Annotated in this window: 21 protein-coding genes; 5 read left to right on the plus strand and 16 right to left on the minus strand. The window is 29.4% G+C overall.

Annotated features, from left to right (window positions below; all coding sequences use genetic code 11):
* Positions 1 to 79 precede the first annotated feature (79 nt).
* The 13 genes from ilvD to Q0H31_RS09375 all read right to left on the minus strand — a co-directional run bounded on the left by ilvD (position 80) and on the right by Q0H31_RS09375 (position 14,335).
* Entirely contained in the window at positions 80 to 1,822 is a 1,743-nt protein-coding gene (ilvD, locus tag Q0H31_RS09315; protein WP_295297551.1) for a dihydroxy-acid dehydratase, read from the minus strand.
* A 23-nt stretch (positions 1,823 to 1,845) separates the two neighbouring features.
* The gene (locus Q0H31_RS09320; RefSeq protein ID WP_295297553.1) at positions 1,846 to 2,232 is read right to left on the minus strand and encodes a RidA family protein; all 387 of its coding nucleotides are present in this window, start codon (positions 2,230 to 2,232) and stop codon (positions 1,846 to 1,848) included.
* Positions 2,233 to 2,255: 23 nt separating this feature from the next.
* Entirely contained in the window at positions 2,256 to 3,389 is a 1,134-nt protein-coding gene (locus tag Q0H31_RS09325; protein ID WP_295297555.1) for a hypothetical protein, read from the minus strand.
* Between the two features lie 37 nt (positions 3,390 to 3,426).
* The gene (locus Q0H31_RS09330; RefSeq protein WP_295297557.1) at positions 3,427 to 4,647 is read right to left on the minus strand and encodes an amidohydrolase family protein; all 1,221 of its coding nucleotides are present in this window, start codon (positions 4,645 to 4,647) and stop codon (positions 3,427 to 3,429) included.
* Between the two features lie 23 nt (positions 4,648 to 4,670).
* The gene (locus Q0H31_RS09335) at positions 4,671 to 5,660 is read right to left on the minus strand and encodes an NAD(P)-dependent oxidoreductase (RefSeq protein WP_295297559.1); all 990 of its coding nucleotides are present in this window, start codon (positions 5,658 to 5,660) and stop codon (positions 4,671 to 4,673) included.
* A 29-nt stretch (positions 5,661 to 5,689) separates the two neighbouring features.
* Positions 5,690 to 7,138 (minus strand): sodium:solute symporter family protein, encoded by a 1,449-nt coding sequence (locus Q0H31_RS09340; protein WP_295297561.1) that lies wholly within the window; start codon positions 7,136 to 7,138, stop codon positions 5,690 to 5,692.
* 39 nt (positions 7,139 to 7,177) lie between these two features.
* The gene (gene dgoD / locus Q0H31_RS09345; protein WP_295297563.1) at positions 7,178 to 8,335 is read right to left on the minus strand and encodes a galactonate dehydratase; all 1,158 of its coding nucleotides are present in this window, start codon (positions 8,333 to 8,335) and stop codon (positions 7,178 to 7,180) included.
* Positions 8,336 to 8,357: 22 nt separating this feature from the next.
* The gene (locus Q0H31_RS09350; RefSeq protein WP_295297565.1) at positions 8,358 to 9,380 is read right to left on the minus strand and encodes a sugar kinase; all 1,023 of its coding nucleotides are present in this window, start codon (positions 9,378 to 9,380) and stop codon (positions 8,358 to 8,360) included.
* Positions 9,380 to 10,009: a bifunctional 4-hydroxy-2-oxoglutarate aldolase/2-dehydro-3-deoxy-phosphogluconate aldolase gene (locus tag Q0H31_RS09355; protein ID WP_295297567.1), complete on the minus strand. Its 630-nt coding sequence runs from the start codon at positions 10,007 to 10,009 to the stop codon at positions 9,380 to 9,382. The genes Q0H31_RS09350 and Q0H31_RS09355 overlap by 1 nt, the downstream gene beginning before the upstream one ends.
* Positions 10,010 to 10,286: 277 nt before the next feature.
* Positions 10,287 to 10,979 carry a FadR/GntR family transcriptional regulator gene (locus Q0H31_RS09360; RefSeq protein WP_295297569.1) on the minus strand — a complete coding sequence of 231 codons (693 nt, stop codon included), beginning with the start codon at positions 10,977 to 10,979 and terminating at the stop codon, positions 10,287 to 10,289.
* Between the two features lie 110 nt (positions 10,980 to 11,089).
* Complete coding sequence (locus Q0H31_RS09365; RefSeq protein ID WP_295297571.1) at positions 11,090 to 11,896, minus strand: HinfI family type II restriction enzyme; 807 nt, start codon at positions 11,894 to 11,896, stop codon at positions 11,090 to 11,092.
* Positions 11,889 to 12,971, minus strand: a complete 1,083-nt coding sequence (locus Q0H31_RS09370) for a site-specific DNA-methyltransferase (protein WP_286033432.1) — start codon at positions 12,969 to 12,971, stop codon at positions 11,889 to 11,891. The genes Q0H31_RS09365 and Q0H31_RS09370 overlap by 8 nt, the downstream gene beginning before the upstream one ends.
* Before the next feature lie 182 nt (positions 12,972 to 13,153).
* Positions 13,154 to 14,335, minus strand: a complete 1,182-nt coding sequence (locus Q0H31_RS09375) for an AGE family epimerase/isomerase (RefSeq protein WP_295297575.1) — start codon at positions 14,333 to 14,335, stop codon at positions 13,154 to 13,156.
* Positions 14,336 to 14,497: 162 nt separating this feature from the next.
* Here Q0H31_RS09375 and Q0H31_RS09380 point away from each other — a divergent pair, with 162 nt between their 5' ends.
* Positions 14,498 to 14,863, plus strand: coding sequence for a YkvA family protein (locus tag Q0H31_RS09380; protein WP_295297577.1), 366 nt, complete (start codon positions 14,498 to 14,500; stop codon positions 14,861 to 14,863).
* A gap of 43 nt (positions 14,864 to 14,906) precedes the next feature.
* Here the strand turns inward: Q0H31_RS09380 and Q0H31_RS09385 are convergent, their stop codons facing one another.
* The gene (locus Q0H31_RS09385; protein ID WP_295297579.1) at positions 14,907 to 16,199 is read right to left on the minus strand and encodes a sialidase family protein; all 1,293 of its coding nucleotides are present in this window, start codon (positions 16,197 to 16,199) and stop codon (positions 14,907 to 14,909) included.
* 480 nt (positions 16,200 to 16,679) lie between these two features.
* Between Q0H31_RS09385 and Q0H31_RS09390 the strand changes: the two genes are divergently transcribed.
* The 4 genes from Q0H31_RS09390 to Q0H31_RS09405 all read left to right on the plus strand — a co-directional run bounded on the left by Q0H31_RS09390 (position 16,680) and on the right by Q0H31_RS09405 (position 20,912).
* Entirely contained in the window at positions 16,680 to 17,576 is an 897-nt protein-coding gene (locus tag Q0H31_RS09390; RefSeq protein WP_295297581.1) for an N-acetylneuraminate lyase, read from the plus strand.
* 73 nt (positions 17,577 to 17,649) lie between these two features.
* The gene (locus Q0H31_RS09395; RefSeq protein WP_295297583.1) at positions 17,650 to 18,114 is read left to right on the plus strand and encodes a YhcH/YjgK/YiaL family protein; all 465 of its coding nucleotides are present in this window, start codon (positions 17,650 to 17,652) and stop codon (positions 18,112 to 18,114) included.
* 70 nt (positions 18,115 to 18,184) lie between these two features.
* Positions 18,185 to 19,717: a sodium:solute symporter gene (locus Q0H31_RS09400; RefSeq protein ID WP_295297585.1), complete on the plus strand. Its 1,533-nt coding sequence runs from the start codon at positions 18,185 to 18,187 to the stop codon at positions 19,715 to 19,717.
* A gap of 37 nt (positions 19,718 to 19,754) precedes the next feature.
* Positions 19,755 to 20,912, plus strand: a complete 1,158-nt coding sequence (locus Q0H31_RS09405; protein WP_295297587.1) for a cyclically-permuted mutarotase family protein — start codon at positions 19,755 to 19,757, stop codon at positions 20,910 to 20,912.
* A 73-nt stretch (positions 20,913 to 20,985) separates the two neighbouring features.
* Here the strand turns inward: Q0H31_RS09405 and Q0H31_RS09410 are convergent, their stop codons facing one another.
* Positions 20,986 to 21,732 carry a class I SAM-dependent methyltransferase gene (locus Q0H31_RS09410; protein ID WP_295297589.1) on the minus strand — a complete coding sequence of 249 codons (747 nt, stop codon included), beginning with the start codon at positions 21,730 to 21,732 and terminating at the stop codon, positions 20,986 to 20,988.
* Positions 21,733 to 21,777: 45 nt separating this feature from the next.
* The gene (locus Q0H31_RS09415; RefSeq protein WP_295297591.1) at positions 21,778 to 22,122 is read right to left on the minus strand and encodes a hypothetical protein; all 345 of its coding nucleotides are present in this window, start codon (positions 22,120 to 22,122) and stop codon (positions 21,778 to 21,780) included.
* Positions 22,123 to 22,253: the final 131 nt, after the last annotated feature.

Genomic DNA, 22,253 nt, shown 5'->3' on the forward strand with positions numbered 1-22,253 from the left:
ATTGTTTATCTTTACTTAATTTACTGCGTTTCATACTTAAATTTTAACAAATTTCAGTTATCTAGGACAGCCCCTAAAATTATTTTATTTTAATATAAGCTCCGCTCATAGCACTTGTGGCTAAAGATGAATAAATAGCTAAAGCACCTTTTTTAAATCTAGGCACAAATGGTTTAATATTCTTAGCTCTTTCTTTTAATATATTATCAATTTCCTCTTTAGATTTCTTTTCATTTTTTACACCAACAATATTTAAAGAATACTCATCTACATTTATATGAATAAGGTCATCATTTTCTATTAAAGCTATAGGACCGCCATCAGCAGCCTCAGGAGATACATGTCCTATTGCAGGTCCTCTATTAGCTCCAGAAAAACGCCCATCTGTAATTAATGCCACAGTAGAACTTAACTCTTCATCAGAAGATATAGCTTCCATAGTATAAAACATTTCAGGCATGCATGAACCTTTAGGTCCTTCATATCTTATTATTACAGCATTACCCGGTTTTATAGTTTTATTGATTACAGCTTCCATAGCATCTTCTTCTCTGTCAAAAACAACAGCTTTCAATATAACATTTCTCATTTCTTTAGGTAAAGCAGAATGTTTTATTACAGCACCTTCAGGAGCAATATTACCTTTTAATATAGCTATAGACCCGCCTTCTTTTATTGGTTTTTTATAAGGTTTTATTATATCTTCTCTTTTTAAATTAATCTTTTTAAGTTCTTCATCAGATTTTTCAAAATAACCATTTTTTTCTAAATCTTCTAAATTATCTCCTAAAGTCTTTCCTGTAACAGTCATAACATCAAGATGCAAAAACTCACGTAATTCTCTCATTACAGCAGGAACTCCGCCAGCTTTAAAAAAGTAAGAACCTGGATAATAACCGCTAGGTCTTATATTTGTTATAAAATTAATTTTCTTATGTATCTTGCTAAAAAGTTCCATATCTATATCTATATTCATCTCATTAGCTACTGCCGGTATATGCAAAAGAGTATTTGTAGAACCTCCTATAGCAGAATGAACCATTATAGCATTTTCAAAAGCTTTTTTTGTAAGTATTTGGTCTGGTGTTATATTATCATAGGCAAGTCTTATAGATTCTTTAGCCACTTTTTTAGCAACCTCTTTTAAATCATTCATATCTACTGCCATCATAGCAGTACCAGGCAAACTTAATCCCAATGCTTCAACCATAACTTGCATAGTAGAAGCTGTGCCCATAAAAGAGCAAGCACCGCAACTTGGACATGCATTATATTTAGCATTTAAAAATTCTTCTTTAGTTATCTCATTTCTTTGATATCTAGCTGAATATGCTCCTACTTGTTCAAGTGTAAGTAAATTAGGACCAGCCTGCATAACACCGCCAGTTATAACTATAGAAGGTACATTTAATCTTGCTATAGCTTTTAAATGTGCAGGTACACCCTTATCACAAGAACAAATAAATATAGCACTATCGAAAGCCGTAGCATTAAACTGGCACTCTATCATATTACATATAAACTCTCTGGAAGGTAAAGAATAATTCATACCATCATGACCTTGTGCTTGACCGTCACACATGTCTGTTGTAAAAAATAGATTTCCTTTAGCATTATTATTTTCTATTTCATTATATGCTTCTTGTGCTATAGGAAGTAAATGAGCACTTCCAGGGTGACTATGACCATATGTAGTTTGTATAAATACATGAACCTTATCCAAATCCTCAACTTTCCATCCCATTCCAATTTTTAATGGATCTATTTCAGGAGATAATTTTCTCACCTTTTGACTAGGCATATCATTAATAGTTCTTTTCATAATAAATTATCCTTATCAAATAATTATTTCTTTGCTGCCCACATTTCTATTTCTACCAAAAAAGTATATAAAAGCCCTGTTTGAACTGCAGTTCTTACAGGCAAAGGTTCTTTAAAATATGTTTTATACACTTCATTAAAACGAGGCCATAAATTTAAATCTGATAAATACACATTTACTTTAAAAACATCATCTAATGTACAATTAGCTGTTTTTAATTGTTTTATACAATTTTCCATGGTAAATCTTGTTTGATCTTCTATATTATCCCCAACAACTTTTCCTTCAATATCTATAGGTGCCTGTCCAGATATCAATACAAGCTTATTAAATTCAACTTCTAAAACAGGTGAATATGGACCTGCTGTTTTATGTTGTTGTGCATTATCTGGTATTCTTTTACAACTCATGATATTAATCTCCTTAATAATTTTTATTTATTTAAATTTTTTTCTATATAGTCCAAATGTTTTATTATAATCTCCATTTCACCATCATATAAACATGTAGGACTTATAAATAATTTACCTCTTTCTAAACTAGTGAAAACTGCAGGACTCATATTTAACAGTTTATCTACTACATATGAAAGCTCTATAGAATTTTTCTTTAATTTTACTAATGCCCTTGGAATAGGCTGACTCGCTTCATTTGGAAAAGCTCTTTCTATTAAAAAAAGCTCTGATTGCTTTGAATACTCAACAAGCTTATTAACCTCTTTTTCACACCATTCTATTCTTTTGTTAGTATCTTCTTCTATATACTCTTTAACAGCATTATATAAACCTATAATCTCTTCTCTTCCTGTTTTTAACATTCTTCCAGGTCCATAATTAGGAAAATTCATTTTAACAAAATAGTCTATAAAATTTTTTTTACCAACTATAAGTCCAGATGATTGAGGTCCTCTCAATTCTTTTCCGCCGCTGAAAAGAGCTGCTGTAGCACCTATATCTCTTGTTAGTCTCCATAAATTTTCCTTAGGAGGAAGTTGAGCTGCAGCATCAACTATAACAGGTATATTATGCCTACTTGCTATTTCAACTGTTTTTTTTAGTGATAATTCACCATCAGCTATCCATCCATTAGCTCCGCTATAAGCAAAAAATATAGCAGCTGTATTTTTATTAATATTTGCCTCTAATTCCTCTTCTGAAACAGGCATTATTATATTTGGAAAACCTAACTCAACCATTTTTACATTCATTAATTTAAGTCCCCAATCATAAGGATTTCTATGGGCCCTAAAAACTATAAATTCTGATTTTTCTATGTCTTCTTTTGATAAATAATTATAAGATTTATTATATAATAAACTTACACAAGTAGCACAACATATATAAAGACCAGAAGCTGCCCCATTACATACAGCAGCAGCCTCATTATTAGTAAGTTTTGCAAGCTCATTATTCACAGCTTTTTGAAGTTCTCTTATATCAATAAAATGACGTGAAGCTTCTTTCATTAGATTTGCAGTGTTTTCACTCATTTTTGAACCGCCTATAGCCGTGTAAGTACCTGCAGCATTTATCAAAGGTTTTAAGCCTAAAGATTCATAAATATTCATTATAATTTCTCCGTTTTTTTTATTAATAATACAAAATCTATTGAATAGGAGGTGTATAATCTTCTAATTCAAAATTCATTGAATACAAACGTGGTAATTTTCTATAATCTATTCCAGCCATTGCATTATAATCCCAAACTATTTCTCCATCTTTTATAGTCAATTCACAATATATTCTTTTATCACCTTTTAAAACACCACCGCCTATGTCTTTATAACCAAATTTACCATTCATTATTGAAAATAAAGCAATATTAGCATATGAACCTTCTGATATATTATATAATTTATCCACATCTTTTATAGAAAAAGCATTTGCTGGCTTTATAGTAGATGCTTCAATTATCTCTTCAAAGGTCATTCCCATAGCTAAACATTTACTCATAACACATAACATATCTTGACATCCTTCATTCATGCTTAAAACATGAATATCTGTAGATACAAAATCAGGCTTAAAATTTTGCTGTATTGCAGGATGTGCATTTCTAAATAAGAATGAGCCTTGCCCATGACCTAAATCAAAAAGAACGCCTTTTTCTTTAGCTTCAAATAAATAATTATAAACTTTTCCATTATCATCTATAACAGGAACAGGTGCTCTATAGCAATGAGTTAAAATATCACCTTTTCTAAGTTTATTTAATAGCTCATGAGTAGGTCTTGATTTTTTAAATACACCGAAATCCACCATTAAAGGTAAATTAGTTTCTTTTGCAACTTTAAGACCCAAATCTATATGAGCCCAATCATCAAACCAATAATGTGCTACTTTAACGCCAACTATTATATCAGGATATTCCATACATAGCTTAATACATTTATCTATTTCAAATTTGTCTGGAAACTGCTCTACCATAAGAGTACTCATTCCATAATCACATATATTTATCATAGCATATAATTTGGTATTAGCCCTTTCTATAACTGTAGACTTGAAATGAGAAAAATTTAGAAGTCCAGAAGACCCTGCATCTATCATAGTAGTAACGCCATTTCTAAATGAAAAAGCATCTGGTATTATGCTATAATCTCCTGCCCAAGCTTTTGGTATTCCAGTTGTATAATAACAATGCGTATGACAATCTATAAGTCCAGGAGTAAGATATAAACCTTCAGCATCTATTACTATCTTACCATCATTGATATTTTTATCTATTTTTACAATTATATTATCTTTTACAACAAGATCACTAATATAATTTTCTTTTTTATATGGATTAATTATAGTTGCATTTTTTATTACTATATCATACATATTAACTCCTATGTAAAATACTATCAATTAACAGTATTTTTACAACTTTTTTTATCATAGAATTCCCTAGCATTTTCTAAAGAAACAGATACCATATTTGATGCCGCCTCATCTGTATAAAAAGCAGCATGAGGTGTTACAACAACATTAGGCATACTTAAAAGCTCTCTTAACATAGAATCTTCAATAAATGTTTCTCTTCTATCAAATCTAAAATATGGCAGCTCATTTTCATAAACATCTATCGCCGCAGCAGATATTTTTCCAGACTTTAATGCCTCTATAACATCAGCAGTTTTCATAACTTTTCCCCTGCTAACATTAACTATCATAACTCCATCTTTCATTTTATTAATATTTTCTTTACATATCATATATTCTGTTTCTTTATTTAAAGGAACATGATATACAATAATATCACATTCTCTGTAAATTTCATCCATTGAAACATATCTACCATATTTTTTTAATTCTTCTCTTTGAAAACTATCATAAATCAATATATCTTTAGCATTAAATCCTGCAAAATGTTGAACTGTAAGAGAACCTATACGTCCAGCTCCCACAATTCCAACAACTTGATTTCTTATTTCTTTAGCAATTAATCCTTTTATTCTAAAATCTTGCACTTGTACTCTTTTAATGTATAAACTATAATTTCTTAATAATGAAAGCGTAGACATTAAAGCATATTCACTAACAGAATTCGGAGAATACCAAGGAACATTAGCAACTTTGATACCAAGCTTATTGGCATGATCAAAATCAACATTATCAACACCAACAGACCTGCTAACAATATAATTAATATTCATATTTTTTATGCTATCTAAAACATTCTTATTCATAGTATCTTCAGCAAGAAATATTATAGAATCATACCCCTCTGCCATTTTTACATTATCTTCATTTAAATTATTATGGACAAGTTGTACTTCTATATCAAAATGTTTTCCCCATTTATTGAATAATTCAATTTCATCTTCTCTAACAGCATAAGCAATAACTTTCATAGTATTCTCCTATTTTTATTTATATTTAATTATAATCCCATACCTTCTCTATCAGCAACTATTTCTTTTAATACTTCCTCTCTACTTCTCTTCGGCTTAGGAGTAATTAAAGAAACTATTATCAAAGATATAGATGCACATATCAAAGCTGGTATTATAGGACCGCCCCAAAAAGCATTTAAATCTTTATTTGATGAAATAAAGAAAGATACTCCACTAGCAACAACAATAGCTGCTATAGCACCCTGCCAAGTAGCTCTCTTCCAAAATCTTCCAAATACTCCTGCCACAGCAACACCAGAAAGTAAAGTTGAAATCATAGTTTGTATATATCCTAAAACGTCATTTGCAAACCATATGAATAATAATGATACAAATATTATTCCACAAGCAACTATTTTAGAGAAATTAACTACTCTATTTGCTGGTATAGCCTTTCCTGTAATCAATTGATAAACGTCATTTACTAATATTGTAGTACCTGTCATAGCATCTGAGTCACCTGAAGATATAGTAGCAGACATACCACATATAAGTATAGCAAGTCCAATATAAGGGTGAAATGCTGATGTAGCCATATAAGGGAATACAAAGTTAGCATTTGTTATATCAGGATTCAATACTTTTGCCACCATACCAACTATAGCAGGAAATACAGAAAAGAATACAAAAGATATAGATGTAATTAAAAAAGCTTTCTTAGCAGTAGATGTATCTTTTGCTGAATATATTCTTTGTCTATATGAAGGTACAGCTAAAGGGCTTGTTCCAATTGCTACAATAGTAGATATAGCTGGTATTAATCCAATTTTTTCTATACCTAAAAAACTCAAAGCTGCAGGATCCATAGCTTTAGAAATAGCTTCCATACCACCTACTTTATGATAAGAAAAGAATGCCATAGCTGCAAATCCAAAGAATAATATAAACGCTTGAATAGTATCTGTCCATACTACTGCCAAATATCCTCCTAACACTATATAAACAGCAAAACATACAGCCATAATAATTCTTGCAACATTCATATCAAGACCTGTTATATGTGCTAAATAAGAGCTTCCTCCTAATAAGTGTGCTCCAAGCCAGCCTATAGAACCCAAAGTTAACATTATAGAGATTAGAATTTTCAACGGTTTATTATTATCATAATAATAAGCTAACTCTTCAGTTTCTGTAACAAACTTATGATCTCTAGCCCCTACAAATACAAAAGTTAATACGAAGAAACCTAAAGCACCTCCTAATCCTACAAGCACACCTCCCCATCCATTGGTATATGCACTTCCTACAGCTCCCATAGTAGAACCTGTACCAACAAGTGTAGCTAATGTGGTACCTAAAACTAGAATAAATGGAACATTTCTACCACCAAGTAAAAAATCTTCCCCACCTGATTGTTTCCTAGGTATATACCAGCCAAAAAACATAAGTATACACACATAGATTAGTAGTCCTATTATCATACTAGTACCTGTCATACTGACCTCCGTTTTTTATTTTATTTTTTATTATAGGCTTTACCATTCAGCAAAAGAGTTGTCTTTATGTCTCCATATAGGATTTTTCCAATCCTCAACTTTTTTGCTTTCTTCTTTTAATTTTTCTTCATCTATGTCAACACCAAGTCCTGGAAGATTAGGAATTGATAAGTATCCGTCTTTAAAATTAAATACTTCTTTATTTTTTACATAATCTAAAACATCGCATCCTTTATTATAATGAATGCCTATACTTTGTTCTTGTATAACGGCATTATATGAAACAGCATCTATTTGCAAACAAGAAGCTAATGCAACAGGACCTAAAGGACAGTGCAATGCTAAAGCTATATCATATGACTCAGCAGCAGATGCTATTTTTACTACTTCTGTTATACCGCCAGCATGAGAAGCATCTGGTTGTATAATAGATACTGCTCCTTGATGGAATATTTTTTTGAAATCCCATCTTGAAAATAATCTCTCTCCGGTAGCTATAGGAATAGAGGTTATTTTAGCTATATCTTCAAAAGATTCATAATTTTCACATAAAACAGGCTCTTCTATAAACATAGGGTCAAATTCTTCTAGTTTTTTTGCCAAGACTTTAGCCATAGGTTTGTGAACTCTTCCATGGAAATCTATACCTATTCCAAAATTTTTACCGCATTTTTCCCTTATAGAACTAACTCTCTCAAGAACTTGATCTATCTTTTCATAAGAGTCTATATATTGTAATTCTTCTGTAGCATTCATTTTTACAGCAGAAAAACCTTTATTTTTTCTATCTAATGCTATATTTCCAGTATCAGAAGGTCTATCTCCACCTACCCAAGAATATGCCCTTATACTGTCTCTGCATTTTCCGCCTAAAAGCTCGTATACTGGAACATTAAAAAATTTACCTTTTATATCCCATAAAGCCTGATCTATACCAGACAAAGCAGACATCAATATAGGTCCACCCCTATAAAATCCGCCTCTATATAAAACATTCCAATGGTCATTAATATCTAAAGCATTTTTGCCAATTAAATATGAGTCCATAAGTTCTTTCACACATGCTATAACAGAATCAGATCTGCCCTCTATAACAGGCTCACCAAAACCTACTAACCCTTCTTTTGTATAAATTTTTAAAAATACCCATCTAGGATTTACTTTAAATATCTCATATTTTTCTATAATCTGTTTCATAAATATATTCCTTTATATAAATTTACCTACTTACATCAGCTGAACCAGAAGACTTCATTAAATTAATAACCTCTTCTTTCGTAACCAAATTCCAATCGCCATATATTGTGTGCTTTATACATGAAGCAGCAGTGGCAAAATTTAAAATATCTTGAATATCATCAAATATATAAAATCCACCTAATATACCGCCCACAAAAGCATCTCCGCTACCTACTCTATCAACTATATTGTTAATATCATAAGTTTTTGATTTATATAGTTTTCCATTAGATATACATTTAGAACTAAATATATTATGGCTAGAGCTTAAAACTTTTCTTTTTGTAGTGATAACCATGGATAAATCATACTCTTTAATTGCTCTTAACATCAAATCAGTATAATCATCATCATTTATTTCAGAATCAACATCTAAATCACTACTAATGCCAAGTATTTTTACAACATCATATTCATTAGCAAAAAGTATATCTGTATATTTTACAATTTCAGGCATCACATCCCATATGTTTTTGCCATATTTCCATAATTTTTTTCTATAATTTATATCGCATGATACTTTCACGTTTCTCTTTTTAGCTTCTTTTACAGCATACAATGTTAATTCCATAGCACTATTACTAATACCGGGTGTAATTCCTGTAACATGAAAATATTCAGCATCATCAAAAATACGATCCCAATCAAAATCATTATAACTAATTTGACTTATTGCTGAATTCTCTCTATCATAAATAACAGATGACTGACGATGATCATATCCCATATCTAAAAAATAAACGCCTATTCTTTTACCCTTCCAAACAATACAAGATGTATCAACTTTTTGTCCTAATAACAACTCTTCAGCTTTTCTCGAAATAGCATTATCCGGAAAAGCAGTAACATATCTAGCATTACCGCCAAATCTCGCAACAGAAACACAAACATTAGCCTCAACTCCGCCAAATGTTGCATTTAACATAGATGTTTGTAATAGTCTCTCATTGCTTAAAGATGATAACCTTAGCATAAGTTCCCCAAGACCAACAACATAAGACATTATTTCATCTCCTTAATTAAATTGCTTGCTTTTTCAAATCTCTTTTTTATCTCAGCCCAATTTTTACTACTTAATAAATCTCTAGAACATAACCATGAACCACCACAAGCAAAAACGTTTGGCTGTTTCAAATATTCCATAACATTATCAACACTTACTCCGCCTAAAGGCATGAATTTTACACCTGTATGAGAATATACAGAACTAATACCTTTCAACCACTCTATTCCGCCAAATACTCCAGCATGGAAAAATTTAATATACCTATAACCATAGGCAAGACATTGCTCAAGTTCAGCAGGTGTTGCAACGCCTGGAATATAATCATAGTTTTTTTTCTTAGCATGTTCTAACATAACCGGTTGAAAACCTGGGCTTATAATTACGTTTGTACCCAAATCTAGAATTCTATCAGCTTGCTCAGGAGATATTACAGTAGCAGCTGCCCTTGCCAAATTAGGGTAATCTTTAGCCAAAACCTCTAATGCTTTATAAGCATACTCTGTTCGCATTGTCAATTCTATTGCTGGTAAATATTCAGAAGCTAAATCTGCTATAACTCTTAACTCTTCTTCATTTTCTACTACAGCAACAGGTATAATTTTGTTAGATATATATTTCTTAAACATAAACAATCCTATAATAAAACATATTATGATTTATAAATAAATAATCTGATATATATCATATATTGTAGTCAATTTTTTCGAGAATTCAAGAAAAAATTCATAATTTTATAAAAAAATAGCTTTTTTTCTTAAAATACATATGATGATTTAATATAAATCGTATGACTATTTTCTTATATAATAAAAAATTATATTTGTTTTTTATGTAATTTTAATATGGTTCTATATTTATTATATTTGAAATGTATAAAGATTAATCTATAAATATTTGATAAAATTATAATCTATCATTTAATATTTTATTTAGATGTTTTCTGTTATAAACTATATGTAATACCATCGTATCCCTAGCAGAAATTGGATCATGATTAGCTATAGCTTCCAATATTTCTCTATGATGTTCAACGGATAACTCTGCTAACTCCCTATATGTAACATCTGTAATGACCTTTATGGACTTGTTTATTATTGGTATTAAGTTAGGAACTACTAAATTATTGCTGCTGTTTGCTATGGCTGTATGAAAAAGAACATCATTTTTATTATGATCCACCTTATTAGCAACATCTTTTTCTACTTTTTTGGAATAATATCTTATTTTTTCTATATCTTCTGTTGTAGCATTTAACGCTGCCATTTCAGCAATAGCAGGTTCTATAAGCATTCTTATATCTAATAAATCCTTAGCTAACTTCAATTTATCTTTAAAAAACCTAAACCCCATAGGGTCTTCTAATAAACCTCTTTTATCAGAAATAAATGTGCCGGAGCCTTGTTTTATAACTAATATATTTTGACTTTCAAGTTTTTTCATAGCCTCTCTAATTGTACTTCTACCAACATTTAATAATTTGGCAAGTTCAAACTCATTGGGCAATTTATCACCAGCTTGAAGTTCATCAGTTATTATTATTTGAATTAATTGGTCAGCAACAAAATCAACTCTCGATTTAACAACATTCTCTTCCATAAAATTATATCCAAAATTTAGTTTGAATTATTATAAAATAATTAAAATTCTTTTTCAATATATATAAACAAAAAAGACTAGCTCTAATTAAATAATTTTATTTCAATTAACTATTTTATACTCATAACTTTTTTATATAAATCATCAAACATTTTTATAACATCTGTACTCTCAGAAAGATTTTGTAAATAGTTATCTACATCATCATATTTTATTGATAAAAATTCATCAAAAAATCTTTTCCCTCTTCTTATATTTGAAGATTCTGGTACATAAATGTTTCCTTTCATTTTTTTATTATTAAAGAAAAATAAAATAGGTATAATTTCTACTTCTTTAAATTCATTTGAAAGGTATGCAAAAGTCTTTATAAATTTCCTATTAATATCAATAAATTTCCCAGTATCATGGTCATCATTATATTTTATTTCTAAATAATATATAATATTAGTTTCTTCATCTTCAAAAAGTAAATCTATATCATGGTTAAATGAATTACTAATATCATCTTTATTATTTTTTATATCATTTAATATTTCTTCTTGTAACTTTTTAAATAATTTTTCTAATTTTTCATCTGTATTTAAAGTAGTTTGACAATCAGTTATATAACTATCTATTCTAGTTTCATTAGATTTAGAAATTTTAAAGTTATTACTTTTTTTTCCACTATATTCATATATAATTTTATATTTTTTTTCATTAGATATAATTACCCTCATAAGTTCTTCAATAAAATTTCCAAATTGTATATTCATACTTTGAAGTAATCCACCAAATATTCTATATTTTTTAGGTATAAAATGTATTTTTACATTATGTTTAGATTTTAGCATTTCTATTTTATTATTATTACTTGAATGTTCAATAATATTATATACTGCTTGATTTATAATTTTTTTTATATTATCATTCATTATTATCTCCTATATAAATATATCTTAATTCATCTATAGGTATAAATTTATCATTGTAATATGTATAAAAATAATTCCAGCCATTATATTTTTCTAATTTTTGTAATTTAGCACTCATTTGATGTATAGAAAAATTGCCAAGTTCATTTTCAACATTTCCATTCTTATTTAATATGCAGACTTCATTTCCTTTTTTTGTATATAGTTTCTGATTAGGTTTTAAATAACCTTTTTCAATAAGATTTTTGATAGGAACTTTTGGTGGTTTAACCTCATAATCAAGATTTATAAGATTTGACATTTCAGTTTCCACATTTTTTATACGATCTTTAGCATAATATATATACTTATCTTCTCTTTCTATTCCTATATAATTTCTTGCCAATCTTTTTGCAACAGCTCCAGTAGTACCTGTTCCAAAAAATGGATCTAATATTATATCGTTAGGTTTTGAAGAGGAAATAATTACTTTAAATAATAGATCTTCTGGTTTTTGTGTAGAATGCAATTTATTTCCTTCTTTATCTTTAAGCCTTTCATTGCCTGTACAAAGTGATATATTCCAAACACTTTTATCTTGCTTATCATTATTTAAATGTTTCATAGTTTTATAATTAAAAGTATATTTTGTATTTTTATTTTTACCACACCATAATAAAGTTTCATGAGCATTACAAAATCTTGTACCTCCAAAATTAGGAACGGGATTAGTTTTATTCCATATTATATCATTTAATATCCAAAATCCTAAATCTTGCATTATTTTTCCTATGCGGAATATATTCTGAAATGAACCTATAACCCAAATACTGCCTGTAATTTTCAATATTCTTTGACATTCTGTAAGCCAATTTATAGAAAAATTATCATAATCTTCAAAACCATTAAATTTATCCCATTCATCATCAACTCCGTTAAATTTTGTTCCATTGGTTCTTAAAAGCTCTCCTTCTGTTTGCATATAATAAGGAGGGTCAGCGAATATTAAATCTATACTATTATCAGGTATTTTTTTTAACTCCTCTATGGAATCACCTTTTATGATAGTATTTTTTATATTATCAATTACATACATTTATATGAAACCTTAAATAAAATATATTTTTTATTTTAACCTATACTAGTTTAAATTACAAATATATTTTAATTTTATTAAACCCGCCCACCCACCTCAAAATTTATTTAAAAAAGCATGCAAATAAAAAGACTAGACTTCAATTAAAAAGCCTAGCCTTAATTAATTATATTTTTTAATTATTATTTTGCATTAATAGCATCTATTATTTCAACGCATTTCATATACATTCTAGGGATATGGAAAGGTCCTTTATACATATTGCCTTTTAAGTCTGTGGAAATTCTTCCGTCTCTGTGAAGATATCCAAACCATTCGCCGTATTCTGTGTCAATGAATTTTTTAGTGTATTCTTTTACCATATCATGCTTTTCTAAATATTTACCATCTTTTGTAAAATAGTAGCAGTATAAAGCAGCAATAGCAGCTTCTGTTTGAGGCCACCAGAATTTCATATCATGATGATACTCACTTTTAGGCTTTCCAAGTACGTCCATATATTGAATAATGCCGCCATACTCTTTGTCCCAGCCCCATTCCCACATCCAGTCAAATATTTTAAGACCTAATGCTTTTAATTTTTCATCATGTCCTCTCTCTATAGATTCTCTTAATATAAACCAAGATGATTCTATAGCATGTCCTGGGTTTAATAATCTGCCTTCAAAATGGTCTTGCAAAGTGCCGTCAGGGTTACATTGTTCTAATACTGCTTTTTTGTCTTCATATAAAAACAACTCTATATTAGACAAAAGATTATCTATATACTTATTATAATAATCTTTATTTTCTGGGTCTGCTTTTCTTAATTCCTGAACAGTGGCAAGCATTATCATAGGAGGTCCGAATGCTATAGTAGGTCTGTTGCCTGCATCAAATTTTGGTATTAAAAGTCCTTCTTTTTGATAGCGGTCTATATTATCAAGTATCTCTCTTGCCTTTTTAGCATAACTTTTATCTCCGCTAGCTCTTGAATATGCCGCCATAGCAACTAAGCAGAATGTTTCAGAATAGTAGTATCTTAATCTCTTTATAATAGGTTTACCATCTTCTGTAACTCTAAAATACATTCTTCCGTCGCCTGCTTTATCAAAACAATATTTCTCTAAAAAATCTATTCCAGATTTTGCAGCATCAAGGCATTCTTGTTTTTTTTCAAAGTCAGCATAAAGAGTTGATAATACCCAAGCAAATCTTCCTTGAAACCATACAGATTTATCAGTTTCTATAAGGCTTCCTTTTCTGTCTAATGCCGTGTAGTATCCGCCATGTTTTTTATCAAGTCCGTTTTTAAGCCAAAATGGTATAATATTATCTTTTAGCATATGAAGATATTCATTCTTTACTTTATTTAAATTACTCATAAAAAATCCTTATATCTATTTTTTTATAAATTATATGTTAATATTAACCTATCAATACTTTAAATCAATAATTTTTTTTTATTTTGATTTAAAATATAGTTTTATATTATATTATAAAAAATAGTAAAAAAGTTAATGGCATTGTTTAGGATAATTTTATTTATGAATGAAAATGATTATAAAGAAATACCAGATGAAGATATAGAAATATTAGGAAAAGACGGAATATACAGAAAATATTCAGAGTATAAACAAAAAAGAGAAAAGAAAAAAATAGTATATTGGCTTCCATTTGTTTTAGCTTTAATATATGTATTATCTCCCATTGATGCAGTGCCAGATAGAATACCAATAGGCAAATTAGATGATATATTTTTACTGTCTATTACGCTTTTTTATGCAATAAAAAAATCTAATTTTGTACAAAACCAATTTTTAAATATGATTATAAAAAATATCATATTATCAACAACTATTACATTATTTGTTTTAATGATACTTATATATGCAGTTGCTATTTTAGTATAAAAAAATTATATGATAAAATATAGTCGTTTGTGTAATTATTATTTTACCAAGTGTCAGAATATATTTCACTTTCGTCTGTAAACCAAGCGAGATTAAATCTTCTAAATACTAAATTATAATTATCTTTTCCGCCTGCTTCTGAAGGCTCTTCAGCAAAAGTAATTATAGTTCCGTCAGGCAATGCATATATAGAAGAATAACAAGATATACCAGGCTGTATAATCTTTTTAGTATTCCAAGTTTTACCTTCATCTTCACTCATATGCAATGTTAGTTGAGTTCTTTGATTTTTCGAATTACAATTTATAAATAATAATCTGTCTTTAGAATGTCCATTAGATTTTAATGTATATCTAATACCTTCAGCATTAGCTCTTCCATCTGTTAAACCTACTCCATATTCAACTTTTTTCCAATTGTCATCAACTCCATTAGCTACTGCCCAATATCTATCTTTTTCTTCTCCTTCAGCTGGTTCTGGTCTAGCACTCAACAATAATTTGCCTTTATTTTCACCGCTGACAATTTCTGCTATCACTTTTGCCTCATTATATCCATTATTATCATATTGTGTTAAACCGCCAACTTGCCAAGTATTGCCACCATCTTTAGAATAATAAGTAGCAACCCCTATTTTACTAGTTCCATCTTTACTTGCAACTACTAAAGCACAAACTAATGTACCATCACTAAGAGTAGTACCTCTTCCAGAAGCAGCAAATCCTTTAAAATAGCCATTTTGTGTCAATTTACCAGTTGTAAATATGTCTCCCTGAACTTCTTTCCAATCAGACCAAGTTAATCCGTCATCAGTACTTATAGATACAGCTATTGCAGATCTTTGTTCAGTATCCCATCTGAATGCTCCCCCTGTAGCAGATAACATTACCAAATTACCAGTAGGTGTATGTTCAAATAGTACAGGGTCTCCATGAGCATTTTTTTTTGCTGTAGGTATTTTTCCAACTCTTATATTGTCACTCCAAGTTTTACCGCCGTTTGTACTTCTTCTAACAGTAGGTTCTATTAGATCACAATTACCCCATCCTATATCATCATTAGATTTTTTTCTGTTATCAAATGCTGCTATTATAGTATTTTTCTTTGTTAGTAAAACAGCAGGTATGCGATAATATTGCTTAGGGTCTGAAGTTGTATGCCCTAATGTTATAGTATGTATCATTTGTGCGGTTTTCTGTTCTTCATCAGTGAGAAACCAAGAAGGTTTAGTATTTGTATTACCACTGCCTAAATTATTGCGGCTAGGCTTCGCTGGGTTAGTACATGATACTAGAAATGAAAATGCTAACATTAAAAATAATTCTGATTTATTCATAATTTACACCTTATAAATTTGTTGTATAAAAAAATCAATAATATTAATTTAGAATAAACTAAAATAATATGCTGTATTTTATATGTAGTTTTAAGTATATCAAAATAATTTTATATTTCAATATTTTTTATTTTATTACTAATAGGTATAAAATATGTAGTTATTTTCATACAAATAAATATTATTTTATAAGTATAATGCAATATTATTTATAAAAAATATAATATTATCAACAACTATTACACTATTCATTTTAATGATTATTATATATATAATAGCCATTATTATTTAAAATCAAATTTGTATTTTTGAAAATAACACACTAGTAACTTATATAATGAGATATGTTATATAAAAAAGTATATTTTTTTAATATATTTCTAAAAATATTTACAATAGATATTGATTAAATTATACTTAATTTATACAATATATAATATAGGAATATACATAAATATAAAAAATCATAAGGAGGAACAGATGAATAAATGCGAAGGTATATTATCAGCTCTAATGACTCCATTTAACAAAAATGGAAAATTAGATGAAAAAGTATTGAGGAAATATGTAAGACATAATATTGACCGTATGAAAGTTAATGGCTTATATGTCGGGGGCTCTACTGGAGAGGGGCTATTAATGTCTAAAGATGAAAGAATGGCTGTATTAGAAATTACAAAAGAAGAAGTTAATGGAAAAATACCTCTAATAGCACATGTAGGTACATTAAATCTTAATGAAGCTTGTGAAATGGCACAAAAAGCAGAAGAATTAGGATACGACTTAATATCAGCTGTTACTCCATATTATTATCCATTTTCATTTAATGATATCAGCAAATATTATAATACAATTCTAAAAGCAACAAATAAAATTCCTTTAGTAATATATTTCTTACCTAGTCTATCAAACAACAGCATATCATTAGATGATTTCGGAAAACTATTTGAAGATAAAAGAGTTATGGGTATAAAATATACTTCATCAGATTTATTCTTATTAGAAAGATTAATACAAAAATTCCCAGACAAAATGATGTGGGCTGGTTTTGATGAATTATTAATAGCATATGCTTCTTATGGTTTAAGATCAGGAATTGGTTCTACATACAACATACAAGCTCCTTTAGCAAGAAAAGTAGTAGATGCGGTTGAGGCTAAAGATTTATCTAAAGCTTTAAAAATACAGCATGATATGAATGATATAATTAAAACTTTATTAAGCGTAGGAATATATCCAGCACTTAAAGAATGTATCGCTTTCTATGATTCTTCAGCTGTTTCTTATTGCAGAGCACCTATGGGTTCAAAACCGCTTGGAAAATCAGAGAAAAAAATATTAAAAGATATGTTTGATAAATATTTGTCTAAACTATAATATATTTTAGGGTGCTGCCTTTTTGTTGCGGCACTCTTATTTTTAATTAATTTTTATAAAAGGAAGTTGTTTTATGATATTAAAGCCAATAAAAAGTGAGTTCAATCAAAATTTTCATGACACTATATGGAAAGCTAAAAATTACATTAGAGAGCATTATGAAGAATTAAAGAAACTGCCTAATGGAAAACATTTACTAGACAAAGAAATATGCGAAGGAGCTTTTATTAATGTTACAGAATATGATAACAAAGATAATCCTCCTTGGGAATCACATTTAAAATATGTAGATGTTCAAATAATTTTTGAAGGTTCTGAAGATTTTATTATAGCAAACACTTCAACATTAAAACCAAAAACTTATGATGAAGCTTCAGACTATCATGATTGGGAAGGAGAAGGAACTGTTCGTTTAACTTTATCTCAAGGAGAAATGCTTATACTTCTTCCTTATGATGCTCATAGAGTAGGACTTCCGCCAAAAAGCGGTAAAAATCATGTTAAAAAAGCTATAGTTAAAGTTCCATACAAAGCTTAATAACTATACTTTCTTAAAATAACAAACAACATTTTTTATAAATAATATTTTAATAATAGGAGAAAATTATATGGCTTGGCATTGGTTTGACTGGATAGTCATAGGGCTATACTTTGTCGTAATGTTTTTTATTGGTATGTTCTTTGCTAAAAGAACTAAATCTACAGATGATTATTTCAAAGCTGGAGGAAGGGTTCCTGCTTTAGTAACTGCAATGAGTATTTATGCTACTGCTTTATCATCTATTTCATTTATTGCTATACCTGCTTCTGTTTATAACAATAGCTGGTTGCTTGGTATGGCACCATTGGGAATTATCTTAATGGTATTATGGGCAGCATATACTTTTGTACCATTCTTTAGAAGAGTTAATGTTACTACTGCTTATGAATATTTAGGAAGAAGATTTGATAATTCTTTTAGACTTATTGGTAGTTTAACATTTATACTTTTCCACGTTGTAAGAATGGCTATAGTAATTTATCTTCCTACACTAGCTATACAACAAGTTGTGCCGACATTAAACCCTGTGCTAATCACTATTATAGTATCAATTTTCTGTGTTGCTTATACATCTATGGGAGGTATTGAGGCAGTATTATGGTCTGATGCTGTACAAACTGTTGTACTTCTTTTGGGTGCTTTTTTAGTAATTATAGTAGGTTTCTCTTCTGCTCCTGAAGGTGTAGGACAAGGCTTTAAACTTTTAGCTGATGACGGTAAAATTATAAGCTCTGATTTCTTCTCTTTAGATTTAGCTAAATCTAGTATTTGGGTTATGATAGTTGGAGGATTCGTAAACTCTATTTGTTCTTATGTGGGCAGCCAAGACATAGTTCAAAGATATGCTACAAACAAAGATGAACATGAAGCTAAAAAAAGTTTATTTATGAATGTTCCTTTGCTTTGTACTAGTATTGTAATATTTATAGGTATGGGTTCTGCTTTATATATTTATTTCCACTTTAAAGCTACTTTACCAGAAAACATTAACGGTAATGCTATACTTCCATACTTTATAGTAAATGCTTTACCTGTTGGTATATCTGGTCTTGTAATAGCTGCTATATTTGCTGCTGCTCAGTCTACAGTATCTTCAAGTTTAAACTCTGTTTCTACTTGTATGACTGCAGATATTTTAGAATATTTCAAATCTGGAATGGAAGATAAAAGCAAACTTAAATTTGCAAGAATTTCAAGCTGGATAGTAGGTATATTCAGTACATTGCTTGCTATTTATTTTATATACAATGGTCAAGGCGACATGTTCTTATATTTCCAAGCTATCACTGGTCTTTTGGGAGGCCCTATAGCTGGAGTATTCTTAATTGGTATATTCTTTGATAAAGTAGAATCTAAAGCTGTATGGATTGGTTTTATAGTTTCTGTAATAATTGCATTCTATGTGAGCGACCCTGCTGGTATGCTTACTAAGTTTATACCGGGTTATGTTAAACCTAAAATATTTGAGTTTATGTTGTCATTTATAATCATAGGCTCTAGTGTAATAGTATCTTTTATAGCTTCTTTCTTCTTTGGAAAACCAAGCGAAGAAAAAATAAAAGGTTTAACTTACTCTACTACTATTAAAAATCAAAAATAATAGTGAGTTTTTTAGATTATATAATAAGGAAATAAAAATGAAAAAATTATGTGTGATATTATCTATTATATTTGCCGTTAGCTGTTCAAGCAGCAATACTGCTTCTTCAGGTAATAATGCTAATATATTAGATTCTAAAACTGATAAAAAAATAGTTTGGGAAATGGGCGGACGTTTGCCTGCTCAAACAGGAATGGATAAAAACATCGGCACTGCTGGTTTGTTGTATGGTTCTTTAGAAAACAAATATATTGTTGTAGGCGGTGGTGCTAACTTCCCTGAAGAATCTGTACTTAACGGCGGATCTAAAAAAACTTATTCTGACATCTATATGCTTGAAGATAAAAACGGAGTATTAGAAGTTGTTGAGCATATCAATTGGGAAAATGAATTAGGATATGGTGCTTCTGTAACTGTTACAAACGGAATATACTATATCGGCGGCTCTTCAAACCCTGAAGCTGATGATGATATATTGTTTATCACATTAAAAAATAATAAATTAAATGTTGAAAAAATAGGCGATTTACCTTTCACATTACAAAATGGTGTTGCTGTTTATAAAGACAATAAATTATATATTATCACTGGAAAACAATCAGGCAAAGGAAGCGACAAAGTTTATGAATATGATTTAGCTACAAAAGAGACTAAAGAATTAGCTCCTGTACCTAATCAGACAAGCAGAACTCAGGCAGTTGCTCAACTATTAAACGGCAATATATATGTGTTTAGCGGCGGAGATGCTACTGCTTATACTGATGGTTATAAATATGATTTTGCCAACAACACTTGGGAAGCTGTTTCTGATGTAGCTCTTAACAATGAAGGAATATCTTTGCTTGGTGCTGTATCAGTTAAGCTTAATGAACAAGAAATGCTTGTTATAGGCGGTTTTAATAAAGCTGTTTATGATGATGCTGTTTATAATTTGGGAAATCTTCAAGACGAAGCATTGGCTGATTTTAGAGCTGGTTATTTTGGTGCTGACCCTTATGAGTTTGATTGGAACAGCAAAATATTAATTTATAACTGTGAATCTAATACTTGGAAAACAATAGGAGAAGTTCCTTTTGATGCTCCTTGCGGAGAGGGTTTAATATTAATAGGAAATAAAATATATTCTATTAATGGTGAGATTAAACCGGGTGTTAGAACAGACAAAATGTATGTAGGCACTATAATGGCTAAATAAAAATTATTAAATTAGTAATTAATAAAGGGCTTTATCTACAAAAAGATGAAGCCCTTTTTAATGCATTAAAAATTTATTTCAAACACAATGTAGCCCAGAATGTAGGTACATTATATTCATGAAGCACTCCTTCTCCATTGGTGTCTTCATAAATATCAATTAGTTTAAAACCGCACTTTAATTGACCTCTTATCTGTTCTTCAATAGTATGAGAAAATTGAATACCGTCATTTTTACTTAACAATTCATCTAATAATTTTTTATCTTTTAAAGGGTTGAAAGGAAGTTTATATTTAATCTCTTTGCTATTTTCATCAAATAAAAAATTAATTCCATTATCAAGTCCACACATAAGCCTGCCGCCTTTTTTTAATACCCTATAACATTCACTCCATACATGAGAAACATTCTCTATATAACAATTAGAAACAGGGTGAAAAATTAAATCAAAGCTCTCATCTTCAAATGGGAATTTTTTTGTCATATCATATTTTATAGCGTTTATACTATAACCTTCTCTCTTTGCTACAAACACATCATTATCTATCTGTTTTTGAGAATAATCTATTAATGTACATTTAGCTCCTAAAGCTGCAAATATAGGCATCTGCTGACCTCCTCCAGAAGCAAGCCCCAACACATTTTTATTTTCCAAATTTCCAAACCATTCTTTAGGAACATTTTTAGTTGGAGTTAAAAGCATATCCCACTTTCCATTTTTAGCTTCTAAAAACTTTTCATGTGTAATAGGAACGCCCCATACCCAACCATCTTCAACCCATTTATCTATAGTTAAAGAATTAATTTTTGTATAATCCATATAAGACCCCTTATTATTAGATTATTACTCTATATCATTATGCATTTATTGCTTTGTGAAAACTCCGCTTTTTCCGTCTGCCTGAACATTTGCTGTAGTATCACTTGTAAACACAAGATCAACTGAGAAAGTTTTACCAGCAAATGTTGTGCTTGCAGAATAATGGTCATCGCTATGTTTTGTGATAAGAGCTGCAGAAACACTAATATTCTCATATTTTAATGAACCGTCAGAATTAATTGTTACTGTTTTTCCTAAAAGCTCTCCTTCTGTGCAAATCCAAGTGCCTTCATAGTTCTTACTTATTCCTAATATATTATCAGTTTTACAGCCTATTATAACAATACTTAAAATACTTAAAGATAATAATAAAACTAATTTTTTCATCATCAAATAAACTCTCCTTAAATATAATTAATATAATACAATAATATATTTATAGCAATTATGCACAGGAGCCAGACATATTGCAGTTAGGAATTCCTTAATTTCTTAAAGTATAGCATAGGTGTATCATAATT

It is taken from the genome of uncultured Brachyspira sp. (assembly GCF_934747485.1).
In the GTDB taxonomy this organism is placed as follows: domain Bacteria; phylum Spirochaetota; class Brachyspiria; order Brachyspirales; family Brachyspiraceae; genus Brachyspira.

Bases quoted from the DNA above. Each gene is read 5' to 3' on its own strand.
- ilvD (WP_295297551.1), bottom strand. From the start codon at position 1,822: ATGAAAAGAACTATTAATGATATGCCTAGTCAAAAGGTGAGAAAATTA.
- Q0H31_RS09320 (WP_295297553.1), bottom strand. From the start codon at position 2,232: ATGAGTTGTAAAAGAATACCAGATAATGCACAACAACATAAAACAGCA.
- Q0H31_RS09325 (WP_295297555.1), bottom strand. From the start codon at position 3,389: ATGAATATTTATGAATCTTTAGGCTTAAAACCTTTGATAAATGCTGCA.
- Q0H31_RS09330 (WP_295297557.1), bottom strand. From the start codon at position 4,647: ATGTATGATATAGTAATAAAAAATGCAACTATAATTAATCCATATAAA.
- Q0H31_RS09335 (WP_295297559.1), bottom strand. From the start codon at position 5,660: ATGAAAGTTATTGCTTATGCTGTTAGAGAAGATGAAATTGAATTATTC.
- Q0H31_RS09340 (WP_295297561.1), bottom strand. From the start codon at position 7,138: ATGACAGGTACTAGTATGATAATAGGACTACTAATCTATGTGTGTATA.
- dgoD (WP_295297563.1), bottom strand. From the start codon at position 8,335: ATGAAACAGATTATAGAAAAATATGAGATATTTAAAGTAAATCCTAGA.
- Q0H31_RS09350 (WP_295297565.1), bottom strand. From the start codon at position 9,380: ATGTCTTATGTTGTTGGTCTTGGGGAACTTATGCTAAGGTTATCATCT.
- Q0H31_RS09355 (WP_295297567.1), bottom strand. From the start codon at position 10,009: ATGTTTAAGAAATATATATCTAACAAAATTATACCTGTTGCTGTAGTA.
- Q0H31_RS09360 (WP_295297569.1), bottom strand. From the start codon at position 10,979: ATGGAAGAGAATGTTGTTAAATCGAGAGTTGATTTTGTTGCTGACCAA.
- Q0H31_RS09365 (WP_295297571.1), bottom strand. From the start codon at position 11,896: ATGAATGATAATATAAAAAAAATTATAAATCAAGCAGTATATAATATT.
- Q0H31_RS09370 (WP_286033432.1), bottom strand. From the start codon at position 12,971: ATGTATGTAATTGATAATATAAAAAATACTATCATAAAAGGTGATTCC.
- Q0H31_RS09375 (WP_295297575.1), bottom strand. From the start codon at position 14,335: ATGAGTAATTTAAATAAAGTAAAGAATGAATATCTTCATATGCTAAAA.
- Q0H31_RS09380 (WP_295297577.1), top strand. From the start codon at position 14,498: ATGAATGAAAATGATTATAAAGAAATACCAGATGAAGATATAGAAATA.
- Q0H31_RS09385 (WP_295297579.1), bottom strand. From the start codon at position 16,199: ATGAATAAATCAGAATTATTTTTAATGTTAGCATTTTCATTTCTAGTA.
- Q0H31_RS09390 (WP_295297581.1), top strand. From the start codon at position 16,680: ATGAATAAATGCGAAGGTATATTATCAGCTCTAATGACTCCATTTAAC.
- Q0H31_RS09395 (WP_295297583.1), top strand. From the start codon at position 17,650: ATGATATTAAAGCCAATAAAAAGTGAGTTCAATCAAAATTTTCATGAC.
- Q0H31_RS09400 (WP_295297585.1), top strand. From the start codon at position 18,185: ATGGCTTGGCATTGGTTTGACTGGATAGTCATAGGGCTATACTTTGTC.
- Q0H31_RS09405 (WP_295297587.1), top strand. From the start codon at position 19,755: ATGAAAAAATTATGTGTGATATTATCTATTATATTTGCCGTTAGCTGT.
- Q0H31_RS09410 (WP_295297589.1), bottom strand. From the start codon at position 21,732: ATGGATTATACAAAAATTAATTCTTTAACTATAGATAAATGGGTTGAA.
- Q0H31_RS09415 (WP_295297591.1), bottom strand. From the start codon at position 22,122: ATGATGAAAAAATTAGTTTTATTATTATCTTTAAGTATTTTAAGTATT.